The following is a 17,331-nucleotide window of genomic DNA, read 5'->3' as shown; positions in this document are numbered from 1 at the left end:
AGAGCGAGCCAGATAACCTCACCCCTGCCCCGACCGGCGGCAGGTAACCACCGCTCCATCAAAGCGGGGGCAACTCAATTCCTTTCGAGAGCGGCGATCGGGTTGGTTCGAGCTGCCTTTCTTGCCGGCCCCAGGCCCGCGGCCACCGTGGTGAGGGTGAGGAGCCCAGCGATGAGCAGCAGCCGGCCCCCGGGATGGTCAGTGGCAGATTCATTCGGAACGCGTTGAGTGCCAGTAGCCCTTGCCGTCACCCCACCTCCACCGGCCACCCCGAGCCGGGGATCGACAACCCGCCACCGCGGCGCAGCAGGGTCACCGGCGGGCTTGCCGCGCTGGCCTGTGCCGGCTGCTGCGCCCTGCCGCTCCGCGGCGGGCACCGGGTGCGGCGGTGCGAGGCAGAGGCGGCGCTGCCCCTACCAGGGCCGCATTCCGCCGATGTGCTGCGATACGCCCATGACGGTCATCCGATCCATCCTGCTGTTCGTCGTCGCCGCCATCGCCGAGATCGGCGGCGCCTGGCTCATCTGGCAAGGCATCCGCGAACACAAAGGCCTGCTCTGGATCGGCGCCGGCATCGCCGCCCTCGGCGCTTACGGCTTCGTCGCCACGCTCCAAATAGCAACGCCGACGCTGCATTCGGCTGGTCAGTTCCGTACGGCCGACAGGAGCTGGAGTTTCTCGTGGCTCGGTGTGCCGGGCACCGCGGTGAGCAGCAGGAGACATTGAGCCTGGTCCGGATCAATCACGAGCTGTGAGTACAGTTCGAGTTCGCCCACTGGGCATGGCGGCAGCGCTTGAGGTCCAGGTGGTGCGCGACCCCGACCTCATGCCGCTTCCAGACCTCGGCGAACTCCGGGCTCACCCGGGGCCGCTGGCGGACCAGGCGCCGACAGCGGCCAGCAACTGCAGCTTCTGGGAGCTCGGCGACCCCGGCGTGGCCGTGAAGACCAACAGCTCCTGAACCTGTTCACGATCGATCAACGCGGTAGAGGTGTATTTGTCCCGCCGGGTCATCGCGGTGCTGCGTTACATCGGTGGCACCCGAGCGTCGTGAGCCCCTCAGGCAACCGGCCCTCTTACGGCCGCCTCGCTCCACTGAACCATCCGATCGAGCGCGACCACCATGTACCGGCGCCAGAGCGGGGCGAACGGGCCGGCGATGATCCACCGTCGCCCCGGCAACGGCTTGAACTCGTAGGTCCACCGGATCAGCGTGCCGTCGCCGTCCGGATTGAAATTCCATTCCCCTCGTACGCCGACGGCCAGCCGGGAGAGGACGTTGGTGAACCCGGTCAGCTGATACGCGAAACTCACGCCGTCGACGCACTCGGTGAGCTGTTCGTCGGCCTGCGATCCGTCCTCGAACTGCGGGTTCCGGGTAGGGCCGGTGTGGTCCCAGGACTCGGTCTGATTCGCGACCGACCGGACACCGGGGAACGGCCAGACCGTGTCGAACACTGTCGGCAGATCGATGGGCATGATGAGCCGGAACGCGTCGGCGGGCGCCAGGGAGCTCCGCTGCTGGATCGTGATCGGGACTGTGTTGTCGGCTGCGCTGATCAGAAGCTTGATCGTCATGGCCAATACCCTGCGACAGAACCAGAGACTGTGGCAGGCACAAAAGATCCCCGGATACCGAGGCGCGGTTCGCCGGCCTGTCCATCCGGGGATCACTTATGCCTGGATCACATCGACGAGCCCGGACCGGACTCGGTTCTCACCGACCGGCGAAGGGAGTCGGTCGACGCCGAGGGTGGCACAGTGTTCGTCCAGGCCGAGGGAGACCTCGTGCCGGCCGGCACCGACACCAGGTATCAGAACGTCTATGTCTTCAAATTCGAGTTCCGCGACGGGCACATCGTCCACATCGACGAATACGCGAACCCGGTCGCCTACTCCCTGTTCGCCGGACTCCCGCTGCTGCACGCATTTTTGTATCTTCCTGACCAAGACTCGCTGATCCGCACGGACGGGCGGTTTCGCGCCCGCCGTCGAGTCGTGTGGTCGACAGTCTTTGATCACAGGCCGGCGAGATAGGCACGGACGTACCTGGTTCTGTCAGTGCCAGTCGAAGGCCCGTGCGTGTTGCCGATGACAGGGATCAGGCGGTAGCCACGGAATGGGAGACCTAGGCTAAACGTGGCCTTCATATCCCGGTTCCTTCCGGCGATGCTGGATTCACACCGGCAAGAGGGGAGGTCGACATGGACGGCAAAGCGCCCGGTGAGTTCCTTCGTCGTCGCCCAGAACCTGGTGGGCGTCCGGACCGGGTTGCCCGGTAACGATTCCAACGTCACGTGGCGCTGGTCCGCCGACCCGTCCGCCCGCGACAGCAACGATCCGGCCGAGCACGAGCGCATCGGCCAGGCTCACGCGCAGATTGCCTTCCTGGACCTCCTGGGGAATCAGAAGTTCGCCTGAAGCCCGCCGCTTCATTCATCACTGCAGAAATGCGGGCGCCTCCGCGTGCCCGAATCGCCGATCGAAGGAACCCCGTGAACATCACCGGAAACACCATCTTCATTCCCGGCGCGACGTCCGGCATCGGCCTCGGCCTCGCCCTGCGTCTGCAGGCCAAGGGAAACACCGTCATCGTCGGCGGCCGGCGCACCGAACTACTGCGGCAGATCGCCGCGGAACACCCCGGCCTCGGCACTATCACCATCGACACCACCGACCCGGCGTCGATCACCACCGCCCGCGACGAACTCGCCACCCGCTACCCGGCGCTGGACACCCTGATCACCATGGCCGGCATCATGGAGCCCGAGGACCTGCGCGACCCGGCGTCGCTGGATGTCGCCGAGCGCACGATCGAGGTCAACCTGCTCGGTCCGGTCCGGCTGATCCACGCGTTCCTGCCCGGCCTGCTCGCCCAGCCAACGGCGACCGTCGTGACCGTCAGCTCGGGTCTGGCCTACGTGCCGCTGCCGGCCACGCCGACCTACAACGCCACGAAAGCCGCGATCCACTCGTTCACCGAAAGCCTGCGGGTCCAGTTGCACAAGAGCGACGTGCAGGTGATCGAGCTGGTCCCGCCGGCCACCCGGACCACTCTGATGAACCAGCAGAACTCCGAGGTGGCGATGCCTCTGGAGGATTTCCTCGACGAGGTGATGAGCCTGCTCGAGACCGACCCGAAGGCGGAGCAGATCCTGGTCGAGCGCGTCAAGTGGCAGCGCAACGCCGTAGCCGAGGGCCGCTACGCCGACGTCCTGGGCGTGCTCAGCGGCCGCTACCGCTCCTGACCAGATGGCGCGGATCGACCAGCTGGACCGAGGCCAGGCGGGCCGCACCGGTCCGCACCCGGATCGCCTCTTCCTGCCCGACGGTTCCGCGCTGGTTTCCGAACGCGACTCGGCCCTGATCAAACGAGTACCCGCCGGCGGCGGCCCCGCACAGACCGTCGGCAAGGTTCCCGGCGTCGTCCCGAAGGCCGAGGGCGGTCTGATGGGCATCGCCGCCTCACCCGGCTTCGTCACCGACCGCACCGTCTACGCCTCGATCACCGGCGCCGACGAGAACTCCATCGTCGCGCTGACCATCGCCCAGGACTACCGGTCGCTGCGCCAGGAGCGAGTGCTGCTCGACGGCATCCGGACCGCCGAACGCCACCACGGCGGCCGCCTCGTGATCGGCCCGGACGGCAACCTGTGGATCGGCACCGGAGACGCCTTCGAACCGGCCGACGCCGCCGACGACACCTCCCTCAACGGCAAGATCCTGCGTATCCGTACGGACGGCACCGTCCCCGACGGCAACGCCGACGACAGCCCGATCTACTCGTCCGGGCACCGCAACGTGCAGGGCATCGCGTTCGGCCCGGACGGCACCGCGTACGCCTCGGAACTGGGCCACCGCACCTGGGACGAGGTCAACGTGCTGCGGCCCGGAGCGGACTACGGCTGGCCCGAGACCGAAGGCATCGCGGGCAGCACCGGAACGGCGCCGATCTGGACCGTACACCCGGACGACGCCTCACCCTCGGGCATGGCCCACGCCGCCGGCTCGCTCTGGATCGGCGCCCTCGGCGGACAACGCCTGTGGCAACTACCTGTCGACAACGGCCGTGCGACCGGTGAGGCGGTCGAGCACTACCGCGGCGAGTACGGCCGCATCCGTACCGTCGAGGTCGCCCCTGATGGCGCGCTCTGGCTGATGACCTCCAACACCGACGGCTCCACGTGGGGCGGCGTCGACCCGAAACCGGGAGACGACCGCATCCTTCGCGTCGAAGTCACCAGTAGAACTCAACGGTCCCGGCGCGGCGGTAGCCGATTGGCGGCTACCGCTCCTGACCACCCGCGGGGGCCGGTCCCCGCTCCGCCGCCGCGTGCGGATCAGGTCGGCCAGGTGGTTCAGCGATCGGGGTGGACAGCGTGACTGCGGTCGGACCCTGCTGCGCCTGCGCGACCCAGCTGAGGAGCATTTGCAGCGCGTCCGCCGTCGCTGTGCCGGGACGGGGAAGATACGCCGGCAGGAACCTCCACCCCGACGAACTAACTTGGCACCAGGTCCATGGTGAAGTTCGCGATCCTGCCCTTACCGCTGCGTTTGGCGTGGTACAGCGCCAGGTCAGCGTTGCTGATGAGCTTTTCGGCGCTGTCTGAGTGAAGGTTGCTGACCGCGGTGCCGATCGAGGCGCCGATTCGCACGGTGTGGCCGCCGATCTCGTACGGCTCGGAGAGTTCCTGACGAATTCGGTCGGCCACCGCATGAATAGTCTGCTCGTCAGCCATGCCGCAGCAAAGCACCAGGAACTCATCGCCGCCGAACCGGCTCACCAGGTCCTCCGGCCGACTCGTCGCCCGCAGTCGCTCCGCTACCTTGATGAGCAGTTGGTCACCGGCCGAGTGGCCGTAGGTGTCGTTGACCGGCTTGAAGCCATCCAGGTCGAGAAACAGTGCCGCCACCGGCCGGCGCTGCGCCATAGCCCGCTCAGCATGTTCGATGAACAAGGCTCGGGTGGGTAGGCCGGTCAAAGCGTCGTGCAGCCGGGCGTGCGCGAGACGGGTCAAACTGCTCAGCATTCTCGCACCGATGAGCAACATAAGGGCGACCGCCGAAGCGAATCCTGCGAAGATCAACCACGCCACCTGGTTGGCTTCCTGCACCGGTGCGAGCAGCGACGACCGCGAGGTCGTGACGACCACCCACCAAGGTGAGCCACTGACCGGCTGCCTCACGTAATAGTTGTCGCCGACTACGCCCTGTCCTGCCCCCCTCGTCGTGGTGGCCAGCCGAGCATCAGGAAGCGGCTGGCCGACAGGGGTGTTGTCTGTGGCAGCCAGGACTGCTCCGGCACTGTCGATCACGTAGCTGCGGCCTGAGGTCGTACCCAGCCCGCTTTGCAGGACGGACTCGACGTCACCCACGTTGAACGGCACGGCCAGGACGCGGGTACCACCGGCAACCACGAAGGGCTGGAATGCGTAGACGACTGGGACGGTGTTCTCGACAACGATATCGCCGTACGCCATCTGACCGGTCGCGACCGCGAGCTTGAATCCCGGACTGGTTGACAGGTGCGCCGCTCGTGTCCGTATGGAGACCGGCGAAGCGCCGAGCACCGTGCCGTCCGAGCGAAGCACCGCCAGCCACGTCACGCCGGCACGGTGAGCATCAAGCGCGCGCGTCAGCTCACGGCCTGAGCCGGTGAAGCTGTCCATCGCCCACGCCCGGGTCTTGGCGTCGCTTGCCGTAACGGTGTTCCCCACAACCCCGACGGCCAGCTGCGCTCGAGCAACAAAGTCGTCGAGAATTCGGGCTCGCGCGTCCTTCTGGGAGGCGGAGAGGTACAAGCCGGCGCCACCGACCATAGCGATGGCCAAAACGACGACGCAGGCCGCCGAGAACCGGCGGCCAAAGACTCGTGCGCGGTGGGACACACCATCTTTCTCGGCAGGCGCGGCCAATACTTGAGCGCTCCCTCACCCCCTACGGGACTCGGCCCGATGGCCACCTGATGTGTGTGCGAGCCCCCGACGTACGACGACGCCGGCCACGGCCGCCGTAGTGAGCACGCCGACGACGTTGTCATTGGTTCCTGGTCGCTGCATGAGGTCTACGGGATCGCCGAGACCGCTTCGGTGTCGGCGGGGTGGCCCTCAGGGTCACCAAGTACCTGTGGCCCCGCCGGCGCCGTCCCGGGACGGCGCTGAGCACGGGCCGGCGGGCAACTGAGTGCGCGGCGCCCGCCGGCCGCGCCGTCACACGGTGGTGGCCTGCTGCCGGGCCAGCTGGTCCCGCAGCCAGTGGTAGCTGGCCCGCGGCGTGCGGTTCCCGGTCGGGTAGTCCACGTGTGCCAGGCCGAAGCGTGGACCGTACCCCCTGGCCCATTCGAAGTTGTCGATGAGCGACCAGTAGAAGTAGCCGCGCAGGTCCACGCCGGCCTCGGCGGCGGCGGCGACGTGCGTGGCGATGAATCGAATCCTGTCCGGGTCCGCGCCGGGATCTTCGCGCACCTCGGCGACACCGTTCTCGGTGACGTAGATCGGGGGCAGGCCCGGGAAGCGGCCGGCGAGACCGGTCAGCGTGTCAGTCAGGCCCCGCGGCTCAATCGGCCAGCCCAGGTTCGTGACCGGCACCCCCTCACGCGGCACGGAACGTACGCCGATGTCGCAGGCGGTGCGCAGCGCCGGATCGGCCTGCTCGTACGGCGCGGCGGCGGCGTGGATCCGGTAGTAGTAGTTCACGCCGAGGAAGTCCAGCGGGGCGCCGATGAGCTCGAGATCGCCGGCGCGCCGGAACGACAGGTCGCTCACCCCGGCGAACAGCCGGTCGAACCCGTCCGGGTAGGCGCCGCCCAGCACCGGATCGGTGAACTGCCGGTTGACCAGCAGGTCCATCCGTCGCGCGGCTTCGGAGTCCGCCTCGGTGTTCGTCGCCGGCACGGCCGGGGACAGGTTGAGCGTGATGCCCACCCGGGCACCCGGGCAGGCGGCTCGGACCGCCGCGACCGCCAACCCGTGCCCGACCAGCAGGTGGTGGGCGGCCGCGAGCGCGCCGTGGCCCTCGGTGGCGCCCGGGGCGTGCCGGCCCTCGGCATAGCCGACGATCGACGAGCAGTACGGCTCGTTCAACGTGATCCAGTCGCCCACCCGGTCGCCGAGCCGCCCGGCGACCACCGAGGCGTACTCGGCGAAGCGCTCCGCCGTGTCCCGCACACGCCAGCCGCCCCGTTCCTCGAGCGCTTGCGGCAGATCCCAGTGGTAGAGCGTGACGAACGGCCGGATGCCGCGCTCGCACAGAGCGTCGACGAGCCGGTCGTAGTAGTCCACCCCCGGCTTGTTCACCTCGGCGTCGCCTGACGGCACGATCCGCGGCCAGGCGACCGAGAACCGGTAGGCGCCCGCGCCCAGGCCGTCGAGCAGGTCCACGTCGTCGCGCCAGCGGTGGTAGCTGTCGCAGGCCACCGCCCCGGAGCTCCCGTCGGCGACGGCGCCCGGGCGCCGGCTGAACGTGTCCCAGATCGAGTCGGCGCGGCCGTCCTCGGCCACCGCCCCCTCGATCTGGTACGCCGCCGTGGCGGCGCCCCAGAGAAACCCGGCCGGCATCCGCGGCAGTTCCGAGTCCGTCATCCTTTGATCGCTCCTTGCATGATGCCGCCGACGATCTGCCGGCCGAGCACCATGAAGATCACCAGGATCGGCAGGGTGGCCAGCAGCGTGCCGGTCAGGGTGAGGGTGTAGTCGGTGGTGTAGCCGCTGGCCAGCGAGGAGAGCGCGACCTGGACCGTGGCGTTGTCCTGCAGCACGACCAGCGGCCAGAAGAAGTCGTTCCACGCCTGCATGAAGGTGAACAGGCCGAGCACCGCCGCGGCGGGGCGCGCGGCCGGCAGCACGACGTGCCAGAAGAGGCCGAACGTGCCGCAGCCGTCGATCCGCCCGGCCTCCAGCAGCTCGTCGGGCACCGCCCGCCCCAGATACTGCGTCATGAAGAAGACGCCGAACGCGGTGACCAGGCCGGGGACGATCACGGCGGCGAGCCGGTCGGTCCAGCCGAGATCGGCCATCAGCAGGTAGAGCGGGATGATGCCGAGCTGCTGCGGCACCACCGACGTGCCGATGGCGACGACGAGCAGCACCTTGCGGCCGCGGAAGCGCAGCTTGGCGAAAGCGAAACCGGCCAGCGTCGAGAAGAAGACCACGGAGATCGTCACCGAGCCGCTGACGATGAACGAGTTGAGCAGCGCCTGGGCGAAGTCGGTGGAGTCGAAGACCCGCGCGATGTTGTCGAACAGGTGCCCGCCCGGGATCAGGACCGGCGGCACCTTGGCGACGGCGTCGCTGGTCTGCGACGACACGACCAGCGACCAGTAGAGCGGGAAGACCGATCCGGCCACGACCGCGAGCAGGGCGGCGTAGGTCCAGACCGAGGCCTTGCGCGGATAGCCGAAACTTCGGCGGCGGGCCCGGCGTGGCTCGGCCGGCGTCTCGGCGCGGGTGGACGGTGGGTCGGCGAGAACGGTCACGACTACTCCTCGTCGTTGGCGATGCGCCGGGTGATCAGGTAATTGACGATCGCGAAGAGGGCGATGACGAGGCAGAGCGTCCAGGCGACCGCGGAGGCGTAGCCGAACCGGAACTCGCGGAACCCCTGCTCGTACATGAACAGCGCGGCGGTCTGGAACTGCCGGTCGGAGCCGCCCGTGGGTGTCGAGCTGCCGGCGAACAGCAGCGGCTCGGCGATGATCTGCAGGCCGCCGATCGTCGAGATCACCGCGGTAAAGATGATCGTCGGACGCAGCATGGGCACCGTGATCTTCCAGAACTGCTGCGCCGACGACGCGCCGTCGAGCTCCGCGGCCTCGTACAGGTCATGGGGAACGGCCTGCATGGAGGCGAGGTAGATGAGCGCGTTGTAGCCGGTCCAGCGCCAGGCCACGATGATCGAGATGGCCAGGTGGGAGCTCCAGGTGTCGGCCTGCCAGTCGATCGGGCCGAGGCCGACGACCCCGAGCAGCCAGTTGACCATGCCGAAGTCGCGGCCGAACAGCTGGGTGAAGACGATCGTCACCGCGACGATGGACGTGATGTTCGGCAGCAGCACACCCATGCGCAGACTGGTGCGGGCCCGCAGCTTGTGGTTGAGCAGGTGCGCGATCCAGAGCGCGACGAGCAGCTGCGGCACCGTGGACAGCACCCAGATACTCAGGGTGTTGCCGAGCGCGTTCCAGAAGTACGGATCCTGCACCAGTTCGCGGTAGTTGGCCAGGCCCACCCATTCGTGCGCGCCGGCGTCGAGCAGGTCCCAGTCGTTGAACGAGACGTACCCGGTGTAGATCAGCGGGAAGAGCCCGAACGCGCCGAAGAGCAGGAAGAACGGGAGTACGTACAGATAGGGCGAGCCCTTGGTGTCGAGCCGGTTCAGTCTCGCCCGGCGGGCGGTCAGCGCGGGGATGGCCATGGTCGATCCTTCGTCGCCGGGGCGGCCGGCGATCCGGGGATCGCCGGCCGTACGGGTGGGCTACTTGGCGAGACGCTCGACGTCGCTGACCGTCTGCTGCCAGGACTCGTCGGAGCTCTGCTTGCCCTGCTCGATGCGCACCAGGCCGTCGCGGATGGTGGTCTGGATGTCACCGGTGCGCGGGCCCTGGTACTGCGGCTTCAGCTCCTTCGCGGCCGTCGTGAAAATCTTGCCGACCGGCGCGTCGTTGAAGAACGGGTCCTTGTACTCCGCGATCTCCGGCTTCTCGTACAGCGCCGGGATGGAGGGCAGCAGCCCCTTCGAGGTGAAGACCTTGGCCTGCTGCTCGGGTGCGGTGAGCCATGCGGCGAGCTTCTTCGCCTCCTGGACGTGCTTGCCCTGCTTGGGCACGGTCAGGTACGAGCCGCCCCAGTTGCCGCCGCCGCCGGGCACGGCCGCCACGTCCCATTTGCCGGCTGCGTTCTTGGACTGGTCCTTGATCTTGGCCATCATCCAGGCGGGGCAGGCGATGGTCGCGAACTGGCCCTTGGCGAAGCCGTTGTTCCACTCCGGGCTGCTCTCGAGCAGCTTGGCCGACAGGTCGCTCTGCACCGCCCGGACGACCAGGTCCCAGGCCTTGCGCACCTCGGGGTTGCTGCCGACGACGACGGTGTTGTCCTCGCTGTAGAAGCCCACCGGCGCCTGCCCGATGACGGCGTTGTACAGCGCGCCCGCGCCGTCGAAGAACGCGGTGCCGGCCGGCGCCTTCGCGGTGTACTTCTGCCCCTGCTCGATGTACTTGTCCCAGCCGCCGGCCCACGAAGCGGAGACCTTGTCGCGTTCGGTGGGCAGGCCGGCCTTCTGGAACAGGTCGCGCCGGTAACAGATGGCCAGACCGCCGACGTCGGTGCCGTACCCGATCTGCTGGCCGTCCTTGGTGAGCGACGCCTGCCACTTCCAGGGCAGGTACTCCGACTGGCGCTCGGTGCCGAGGTCGGTGAACTGCTTGCCGACGTCGCGCATCTGCGCGATGAAGCCGGTGTCGACAGCCTCGATGTCGCCGGCGCCCGAATTGGTGGCGAGGTGCGTGGCGAGGTTGCGGTGGTGATCGTTGTAGGCGGCCGTGCTCTGCTTGATCTTGACGTTGGGGTTCGCCTTCTCGTACTCCTTGTACAGCTCCTCGTAGCCGAAGTTGCCGAACAGGTTGACGTTGAGCGTGACGTTGCCACCGTCGCCGGCGCCGCCTTCGTCGCCGCCGGAGCCGCAGGCGGTCAGCATCACCGCGGCGGCCGCCGCCGCGGTGAGAGCTCGCACGGATCGAGACAAGAGCATGGCAGTTCTCCCCTTTTCATCTGATGTAATCGGTTACATGAAACCGGTTACATTTCGCAGAGCTGGCGTTTCGAACGAGCTGAGTCGCGAGAGAGGCCGGCATGGATGCGGCCAGAAAGTCGCTTCGACGGGGTCGGTGTAGCCCCTTGAGCCAAGAGTCTGCATCGACCGGTGCCGCTTTCGTCAAGTCACGAAAAGGTAACGCGATCCACTGTGTTGACCCGTGCGACACTGGGCTGTTACGTTTTTGAAACCGGTTACATTAGGGTGATCGCCGTGTCCAGCATCCGAGAATTGGCACGTCGGTGCGGCGTCTCCGTCGCCACCGTGTCCCGCGTCTTCAACACTCCGGAGGTGGTCAGCCAACAGACGCGCCAGCTCGTTCTCGGCATGGCCGCCGAGATCGGGTACCTGCCGAACGAGTCGGCCCGCACCCTGGCGACCAAGAAGTCCAACATGGTCGGCCTCGTGTGGGACACCGACCACCGCCGTCCCGGCTGGCGGCATCCGTTCCTGCAGGACATTCTCGTCGCATTGAAGAGCGCGCTCAGCGCGCACGGCCTGCACCTGCTCATGCTCGCTCCCGACCCGGGCGCAGGCCCAGGCGACCCGCGGCGTTTCCTGCGCGCCGTCCAGCGCCACAACGTCGACGGCGTGGTCATCATCGACAACGGCAGCCGGGACCCCGCGGTGCTCGCCCTGGTCGACTCTGAGGTGCCCTGTGTCGCCCTCGACCTGCGTTTCACCGGGCCGACCTGCACCTACATCACCTCCGACAACGCCGGGGGCGGCCGGCTGGCCGGGGCACACCTGATCGAACGCGGTCACCGGCACATCGCCACCATCACCGGCCCGGCCCGTAACTGGCCGGCCGCGCAACGCCTGGCCGGCTTCCGGGAGGCGCTCACCGAGGCAGGGATCCCCCTGGCCGATGACGACGTCGTGGCCGGCGACTTCTATCTGGACAGCGGACACGCCGCCATGACAAAGCTGCTCGCCCGCGACCCCCGCCCGACCGCCGTATTCGCCGCCGGCGACGAGATGGCGGTCGGCGCGATCAAGGCGATCCGTGAGGCCGGCCTGCGCGTCCCCGACGACGTCGCCGTCATCGGCTTCGACGACATCGAGGTGGCAGCGCTGATTCCACCCGGCCTGACCACCGTCACGCAGGACAAGACCGGCTTCGGCACAGCGGCCGCGGAGTCCCTCACGGCCATGCTCGCCGGCACGGCGACCCCACCGGAACCGACGACGCTGCCCACCACGCTGATCCTCCGCGGCTCGACCTGAGCGGTCGGCTCGCCCACGCCCGTTGTTCCAATCGGGCGAGCCCCATCACCCGGCCTCGCCGGATACGTATCTTTCGCCGAGGCGAACCGCAGCACAACGGCGTGACGATGGGCTTCCCAACCGAGGAGGATCCTCATGCGCACAGCTGCGCGCTCATACCGGCCGCTGACCCTGGCCGCCACGCTCGTAATCGGTCTCGCGGGTGCCGTCTCGATCGGTACCCAGGCCGAAGCCTCCGTCCCTCGTGGGGTCACTTGCGGCGGCCACGGCGTAGACCCCGACGCCCTGATCCGCTACCGCTCCGAGATCACCATCGACGCCCCGTTGAGCACTGTCTGGGGGCTGCAGACCGATGTCGAGCGTTGGCCGACCTGGCACGCACCGGTGATCACCAACGAGCGTCTCGACCGCGGTCCGCTGCGCAGCGGTTCCCAGTTCCGGTGGACGACTCCGGCGCCCGGCACCACGTTCACCATCACCTCAACGGTCGCGCAACTGCGCAACCGAAGCTGCATCCGCTGGAGCGGCCCGGCGGTCGGCGAGGGTCTCGGCATCGAACAGGGAATCCACGTCTGGAGCTTCACCAGGACCAAGGACGGAGTTCGCGTACAGACCGAGGAGACCTGGACCGGCGATCAGGTGGAGGCCGATGTGGAGTTCGCCACCGAAGCCCTCAGCGCCGGGCTGGACCAGTGGCTGAGCGACCTCAAGACCACCGCCGAAGCGACCGCCGCGAAATGCCGGCCCGGACACCGGGCGCGGTAATCGGTCACCTCCCGTGTTCCGGCCGAACCGTGGTTCGGCTGAGCCGAGGTGAATCCCAACCCGAAGGGTCGCGAAAGGATGTGGACCGTGAGAAAAGTAAGCCGGATGCACCACATAGGGGTGCCGGTCAGCGATCTCGCCCGTTCGGTGAGATGGTACGAGGACGTCCTCGGTATGAAACCGAACGGCACGACGATCTCGGCAACCAACCTGGCGATCGGTGCGGTCGTCGAGGTCGAGAATCCGTCGCTTCGAGCGTCGTTCGTGCTTGCCGGTGACAACGTCTTACTGGAACTCATCCAGTACGACAACCCGCAGCCGAAGCCCTTCACCGGTCGCAACTGCGACGTCGGAGTCATGCACCTGTGTTTCGAGGTCGACGACCTCGACGCGGCGCACCGCGACCTCGTGGAGCGGGGTGTGCATGTCAACGCCGATCCCGTGGAACTCCAGGACGGCGACGGCGTCGACGCGGGACCGCTGGCGGGAACGAAGATCCTCTACCTGCGTGACCCCGACGGCATCCAGCTCGAACTGTTCCAGTTGCCGAGCGGCTCCGATCCGGAAAGTGTTGGCGGCTTGCCCTGATGGCGTGAATCTGAGGTGGCCCGCATCAAGACGTCGACGTCCTCCGGCGGCCGCCCGCCGCTGCAATGAGTAGGCGGTGGGTACTCTCGAGGAGGATGACACTTTATGTTGCGGAGACCGCGCACTACTCGCTGATCAGTCGGCGTATGCCTTCCGTGCATGTGCCGTGTGATCTGACTCGGTTCGGCTCGCTCGTGACGCTGCGCATTCGCGATGAATCACATGCTCAGCTGCCGAACCCTGTCGCCCCGCCCACACCCCGGTTCTGGGAGCGGCGGAATGCCCGGGACCGGGACGCTCTGTTCCATCTGGTGAATGACGTGGACGGTTGTGCGATCCTGCATCGCGTCATGGGCGCGACAGTGATGATTCTGAGTAACCGGCCGATGCTGTACCAGCATGTCGGGTTGGACGATCCCGACCCGGCGCTGACAGGCATGGTGTGGGAATTGTCCGCCATGCTCGCGGAACGAGGTCATGTGCAGCGTGTTCTCGACGAGCTCGTGGCGGTCCGGGACGCGCTGCCGCCCGACGCTGATTCGCTTCCTGATGCCACCGATCGCATCGCCTTCGGTCAGGCCAGGTTGGAGCAGCTGACCGGAGCCATCGATTTCTACGACGATCAGGTCGGTGTGCTGGCTTCGCGGGTGCACGACTTCGTTCAGCAGCAAGCAGCGGCCGACCGCTACCACACCGCCCTCAGGAACTCCGATTTCCTGATCGATCAGAATTCGGGGCCGGTCGTCGCGCAATCCGCGGCAGCAGATTTGACCGGACGGATAGCGGCGGTCCTCGAGGCATACCACGACCTCACCACTGACCGCCGAGCAGACGATCACGGACCAGCATGACCCGCCTCAACCTGATCAGCAATGCCTGCGCGACCCGCATGGCCACGGCGCTTGGCAGGGCTGGCTAGGTTACGTGAGTGCGAAAGCTGAGCCAGAGCGCCGAACTCATCGGCAGGCGTGCGGAGAGGCAGCGGATCGACGATCTGGTTGCCGCCACCCGCAGCGGTCACGGCGGCGCGTTGGTGATTCGCGGCGAGGCCGGGATCGGCAAGAGCGCACTGCTGGCCCACGCCGGCCGCGCCGCAGCCGACGGTCGGCTCATTGCGGCAACCGGTTCCGAATTCGAAACCGAGCTGCCGTACGCGGCATTGCACCAGCTCTGCCTGCCGCTGCTGGATGGGCTGCACAAACTTCCCGAGCCTCAGCGCGAGGCGATGGAGGTCGCCCTGGGCCTGACGGACGGCAGGCCCGATCCACTTCGGATCGGGCTGGCCACCCTGAACCTGCTCGTCATCGGAGCGCGTGACCAGCCCCTGGTCTGCCTGATCGATGACGCGCAATGGCTGGACAACGCCTCGACCAGGGCGCTGGCCTTCGTCGCCCGACGCATCGGCGTGGAGCAGGTCGCCGTCGTGTTCGCAGTTCGCTCACCAGCGCCCGGGGACGGACTGGACGAACTGCCCTCATTGACGGTGCTCGGGCTGACCGATGCGGATGCGCGTTCGTTGCTGTCCGCAAGCAGTCACGTGGCACTCGATCCACAGGTACGCGACCGGATCGTGGCCGAGGCACGCGGAAACCCGCTGGCACTGCTCGAGTTGCCGAAGGCGGGCGGATTCATCGCCACAGCCACACTGCCGGTGCCGTCGCGGATCGAACGTGGCTACCAGAATCGGCTGACCGGCCTGGCTGACGAGCCACTGATGCTGCTGACCATTGCCAGCGCCGACCCCACCGGCAATGCGACCCTTCTGTGGTCCGCTGCACAACGATTGGGCCTCGACGTCACTGCCGCGGCCGGAGCGGTCAGCGCAACTGGTTTGGTCGACTTCGCCACCCGTATCCGGTTCTGCCATCCGCTGGCCCGCTCGGCCGTCTATCGCGCCGCTCCCGCGGACCGGCTTCGTGCCGCGCACCGGGCGTTGGCGGACGTGACCGATCCGGCGAATGATCCGGACCGGCGTGCCTGGCACCGGGCGCAAAGCTGCGTCGGCCCGGATGATGACGTCGCCGCAGAGCTGGAGCGGTGCGCCGCAACCGCCACCTCGCGCGGCGGCGTTCAAGCCGTCGCCGCGTTCCTCGAGCAGGCTGCAGCATTGACTCTCGATCGTGGCACGAGAATCGAACGCACCCTGAATGCGGCTCAGGCCAACCTCGATGCCGGCCACCTCGATGTCGCCGCGGACCTCCTTGCCGTCGTCAACGGCCTCGCGCTCGACGTCAGCCGGCAAGCCCGCGCCGACCGCATTTCCGGCGGGCTCGCCTTCGTCCGGCACGACGCCCGACTCGCGTCCACGTTCATGCTGCGCGCGGCGCGGAGCCTCGCGGCCGTCGATTCCACTCAGGCTCGCGATTGCCTTATCGATACGGCGGAGGTGAGTCTCACGGTCGGCTGCGCCAGTAGCGTCCTGCCGGCAGTCCTCGCCGAGGCGGACCATATCGCGCCGGCCGGGAGGGATCCGGATGTGCTGGACGCGCTCTCCGCCCTGGCGGAGCGTGGACACCGAGACGCTGCCCCGCTGATGCGGCGTGTTCTTGAAGGCGCCGGCGAACCTTTGTGGGTCCGCCGACCGTCGCTGGCGATCATGATCTCCTCTGAGCTGTGGGACGCGGACGCCTATGCTCTGATCGCCACGTCGCTGCTGGCGGCGGGCCGCAGGTCCGGTGCTCCGCTGCGGCTGCGGGTGGGTCTCGCTCAGGCCGCGCAGCACGCGATTCTGACCGGTGATATCGACGCCGCGATCACTGCGACCGCCGAGGAGGAAGCGGTAGCCGACGCGACCAGCCAGCCGCCGTTGGCATATCACCGGCTCCAGCTGGCCGCGATACGCGGCCGCCAGGCCGACGCAGATGAGGTTCGTCGGGCAAGCGCCGCCGCTCCGGTCGCCGGGCAACTCAGAGCCAACGTTTCGTGGGCGGCGGCGGTACTGTACAACGGCTTGGCCGACTACCCCGCCGCGCTGCTGGCAGCCCGCTGCGCAACCTCGTCGGACGACCTCTTCCTGACCGGTATGGCACTGCCCGAGCTGATCGAGGCGGCCGTACGTTGCGGCGAGGCCGACGAAGCGTCCGACGCTCTGCAACGGCTGGCCGAGCGGGCCGAAGGAAGCCGAACACCAACCGGCCTGGGCGTCCACGCGTACGCCCGAGGGCTCGTCACCGGGCAGGAAGCCGACTTCGCCGAAGCAGTGCAGCAGCTCCGGCACAGCATTCTGTTGACCTACAGAGCCCGCGCTCACCTGCTGTACGGAGAGTGGCTCCGCCGGGAAGGCCGGCGCCGTGACGCCCGCCGCGAGCTGCGTACGGCTCACAGCCTGTTCTCCGAACGTGGCATCGAAGGTTTCGCTCGGCGAGCGTCCAACGAGCTAGGGGCGACCGGCGAGAACGCCCGCCCGCGGACCGAGCACAACTTTGACCACCTCACCATGCAAGAGCTCTACATCGCGCGGCATGTCGCCACCGGCGCGACGTCCCAGGAAGTCGCTACCCGGCTGTTCCTCAGCCGTCGTACCGTCGATGCCCATCTCCGCAACATTTATCGCAAGCTGGGTATCTCTTCGCGCCGCCAGCTTCGTGACTTGCCCGTCGTCCAGGCCCACGATGAGAACCCCGGGCATACGTAGTTTTCGCCGACGCGAACACGGATGCGCCGACGGCACGGTGTTGGGGTGCAAACCTCGACTCCTCAAACCGACGTGCCGGACACCGGCCGTCGAAGTCCCGGCGCGGACCGGATCGGCAGGTCACTTCTGGCGTTGTGCTCCATCGCCACGATCGGCGCCTTCGTCGACGGGATCGGCCGGGTCGCCGGCGCGCGCAAACCGCCGTCATCGACGGCGCCGTGGTTGTCGCGACTCTGACCGCATACGTGCTCTGCCGCGGCTGGTACGCCTGGAAACGCCGCCTCTCTCCTACCAGACCGGACCCGGACAGAAAT

General features: G+C 67.8%; 17 protein-coding genes. 11 read left to right on the top strand and 6 right to left on the bottom strand.

What is annotated here, in order from left to right:
• The first annotated feature begins 453 nt into the window (after window positions 1-453).
• Both KXC43_RS40820 and KXC43_RS40815 read left to right on the top strand, forming a co-directional pair.
• Window positions 454-726, top strand: coding sequence for a YnfA family protein (locus KXC43_RS40820; RefSeq protein ID WP_221381618.1), 273 nt, complete (start codon window positions 454-456; stop codon window positions 724-726).
• A 55-nt stretch (window positions 727-781) separates the two neighbouring features.
• Entirely contained in the window at window positions 782-961 is a 180-nt protein-coding gene (locus tag KXC43_RS40815) for a hypothetical protein (RefSeq protein WP_221381617.1), read from the top strand.
• A gap of 98 nt (window positions 962-1,059) precedes the next feature.
• Here the strand turns inward: KXC43_RS40815 and KXC43_RS40810 are convergent, their stop codons facing one another.
• Entirely contained in the window at window positions 1,060-1,578 is a 519-nt protein-coding gene (locus KXC43_RS40810) for an SRPBCC family protein (protein WP_221381616.1), read from the bottom strand.
• A 183-nt stretch (window positions 1,579-1,761) separates the two neighbouring features.
• On the opposite strand from KXC43_RS40810, the gene KXC43_RS40805 reads away from it, so the two are divergent.
• The 4 genes from KXC43_RS40805 to KXC43_RS40790 all read left to right on the top strand — a co-directional run bounded on the left by KXC43_RS40805 (window position 1,762) and on the right by KXC43_RS40790 (window position 4,383).
• Window positions 1,762-2,037, top strand: a complete 276-nt coding sequence (locus KXC43_RS40805; RefSeq protein WP_221381615.1) for a nuclear transport factor 2-like protein — start codon at window positions 1,762-1,764, stop codon at window positions 2,035-2,037.
• Window positions 2,038-2,223: 186 nt separating this feature from the next.
• The gene (locus KXC43_RS40800; protein ID WP_221381614.1) at window positions 2,224-2,421 is read left to right on the top strand and encodes a hypothetical protein; all 198 of its coding nucleotides are present in this window, start codon (window positions 2,224-2,226) and stop codon (window positions 2,419-2,421) included.
• Between the two features lie 74 nt (window positions 2,422-2,495).
• The gene (locus KXC43_RS40795) at window positions 2,496-3,248 is read left to right on the top strand and encodes an SDR family oxidoreductase (protein WP_221381613.1); all 753 of its coding nucleotides are present in this window, start codon (window positions 2,496-2,498) and stop codon (window positions 3,246-3,248) included.
• 4 nt (window positions 3,249-3,252) lie between these two features.
• Complete coding sequence (locus KXC43_RS40790) at window positions 3,253-4,383, top strand: PQQ-dependent sugar dehydrogenase (RefSeq protein ID WP_221381612.1); 1,131 nt, start codon at window positions 3,253-3,255, stop codon at window positions 4,381-4,383.
• A gap of 116 nt (window positions 4,384-4,499) precedes the next feature.
• Here KXC43_RS40790 and KXC43_RS40785 read toward each other — a convergent pair whose 3' ends face one another.
• From KXC43_RS40785 to KXC43_RS40765, 5 genes are all read right to left on the bottom strand, one after another.
• Window positions 4,500-5,915, bottom strand: coding sequence for a sensor domain-containing diguanylate cyclase (locus KXC43_RS40785; RefSeq protein ID WP_221381611.1), 1,416 nt, complete (start codon window positions 5,913-5,915; stop codon window positions 4,500-4,502).
• A gap of 294 nt (window positions 5,916-6,209) precedes the next feature.
• On the bottom strand, window positions 6,210-7,580 hold the full coding sequence (locus KXC43_RS40780; RefSeq protein ID WP_221381610.1) for a GH1 family beta-glucosidase: 1,371 nt from the start codon (window positions 7,578-7,580) through the stop codon (window positions 6,210-6,212).
• Complete coding sequence (locus KXC43_RS40775) at window positions 7,577-8,473, bottom strand: carbohydrate ABC transporter permease (protein WP_438870944.1); 897 nt, start codon at window positions 8,471-8,473, stop codon at window positions 7,577-7,579. Before KXC43_RS40775 ends, KXC43_RS40780 begins: the two co-directional genes overlap by 4 nt.
• A gap of 2 nt (window positions 8,474-8,475) precedes the next feature.
• On the bottom strand, window positions 8,476-9,408 hold the full coding sequence (locus tag KXC43_RS40770) for a carbohydrate ABC transporter permease (protein WP_221381609.1): 933 nt from the start codon (window positions 9,406-9,408) through the stop codon (window positions 8,476-8,478).
• 60 nt (window positions 9,409-9,468) lie between these two features.
• On the bottom strand, window positions 9,469-10,722 hold the full coding sequence (locus KXC43_RS40765) for an ABC transporter substrate-binding protein (protein ID WP_308129485.1): 1,254 nt from the start codon (window positions 10,720-10,722) through the stop codon (window positions 9,469-9,471).
• A gap of 294 nt (window positions 10,723-11,016) precedes the next feature.
• On the opposite strand from KXC43_RS40765, the gene KXC43_RS40760 reads away from it, so the two are divergent.
• The 5 genes from KXC43_RS40760 (at window position 11,017) to KXC43_RS40740 (ending at window position 17,017) form a co-directional block, all read left to right on the top strand.
• Window positions 11,017-12,030, top strand: coding sequence for a LacI family DNA-binding transcriptional regulator (locus tag KXC43_RS40760; protein WP_221381607.1), 1,014 nt, complete (start codon window positions 11,017-11,019; stop codon window positions 12,028-12,030).
• A gap of 135 nt (window positions 12,031-12,165) precedes the next feature.
• Window positions 12,166-12,795 (top strand): SRPBCC family protein, encoded by a 630-nt coding sequence (locus KXC43_RS40755; protein ID WP_221381606.1) that lies wholly within the window; start codon window positions 12,166-12,168, stop codon window positions 12,793-12,795.
• Between the two features lie 78 nt (window positions 12,796-12,873).
• Window positions 12,874-13,383 carry a VOC family protein gene (locus KXC43_RS40750; protein ID WP_308129486.1) on the top strand — a complete coding sequence of 170 codons (510 nt, stop codon included), beginning with the start codon at window positions 12,874-12,876 and terminating at the stop codon, window positions 13,381-13,383.
• A 95-nt stretch (window positions 13,384-13,478) separates the two neighbouring features.
• Window positions 13,479-14,234: a hypothetical protein gene (locus KXC43_RS40745; RefSeq protein ID WP_221381604.1), complete on the top strand. Its 756-nt coding sequence runs from the start codon at window positions 13,479-13,481 to the stop codon at window positions 14,232-14,234.
• Window positions 14,235-14,311: 77 nt separating this feature from the next.
• The gene (locus KXC43_RS40740) at window positions 14,312-17,017 is read left to right on the top strand and encodes an ATP-binding protein (protein WP_221381603.1); all 2,706 of its coding nucleotides are present in this window, start codon (window positions 14,312-14,314) and stop codon (window positions 17,015-17,017) included.
• The last annotated feature ends 314 nt before the right edge of the window (window positions 17,018-17,331 follow it).

It is taken from the genome of Paractinoplanes polyasparticus (assembly GCF_019710575.1).
Taxonomy (GTDB): domain Bacteria; phylum Actinomycetota; class Actinomycetes; order Mycobacteriales; family Micromonosporaceae; genus Actinoplanes; species Actinoplanes polyasparticus.
The sequence above is the reverse complement of the archived record's forward strand: the minus strand, read 5'-3'. Positions and strand labels throughout refer to the sequence as shown.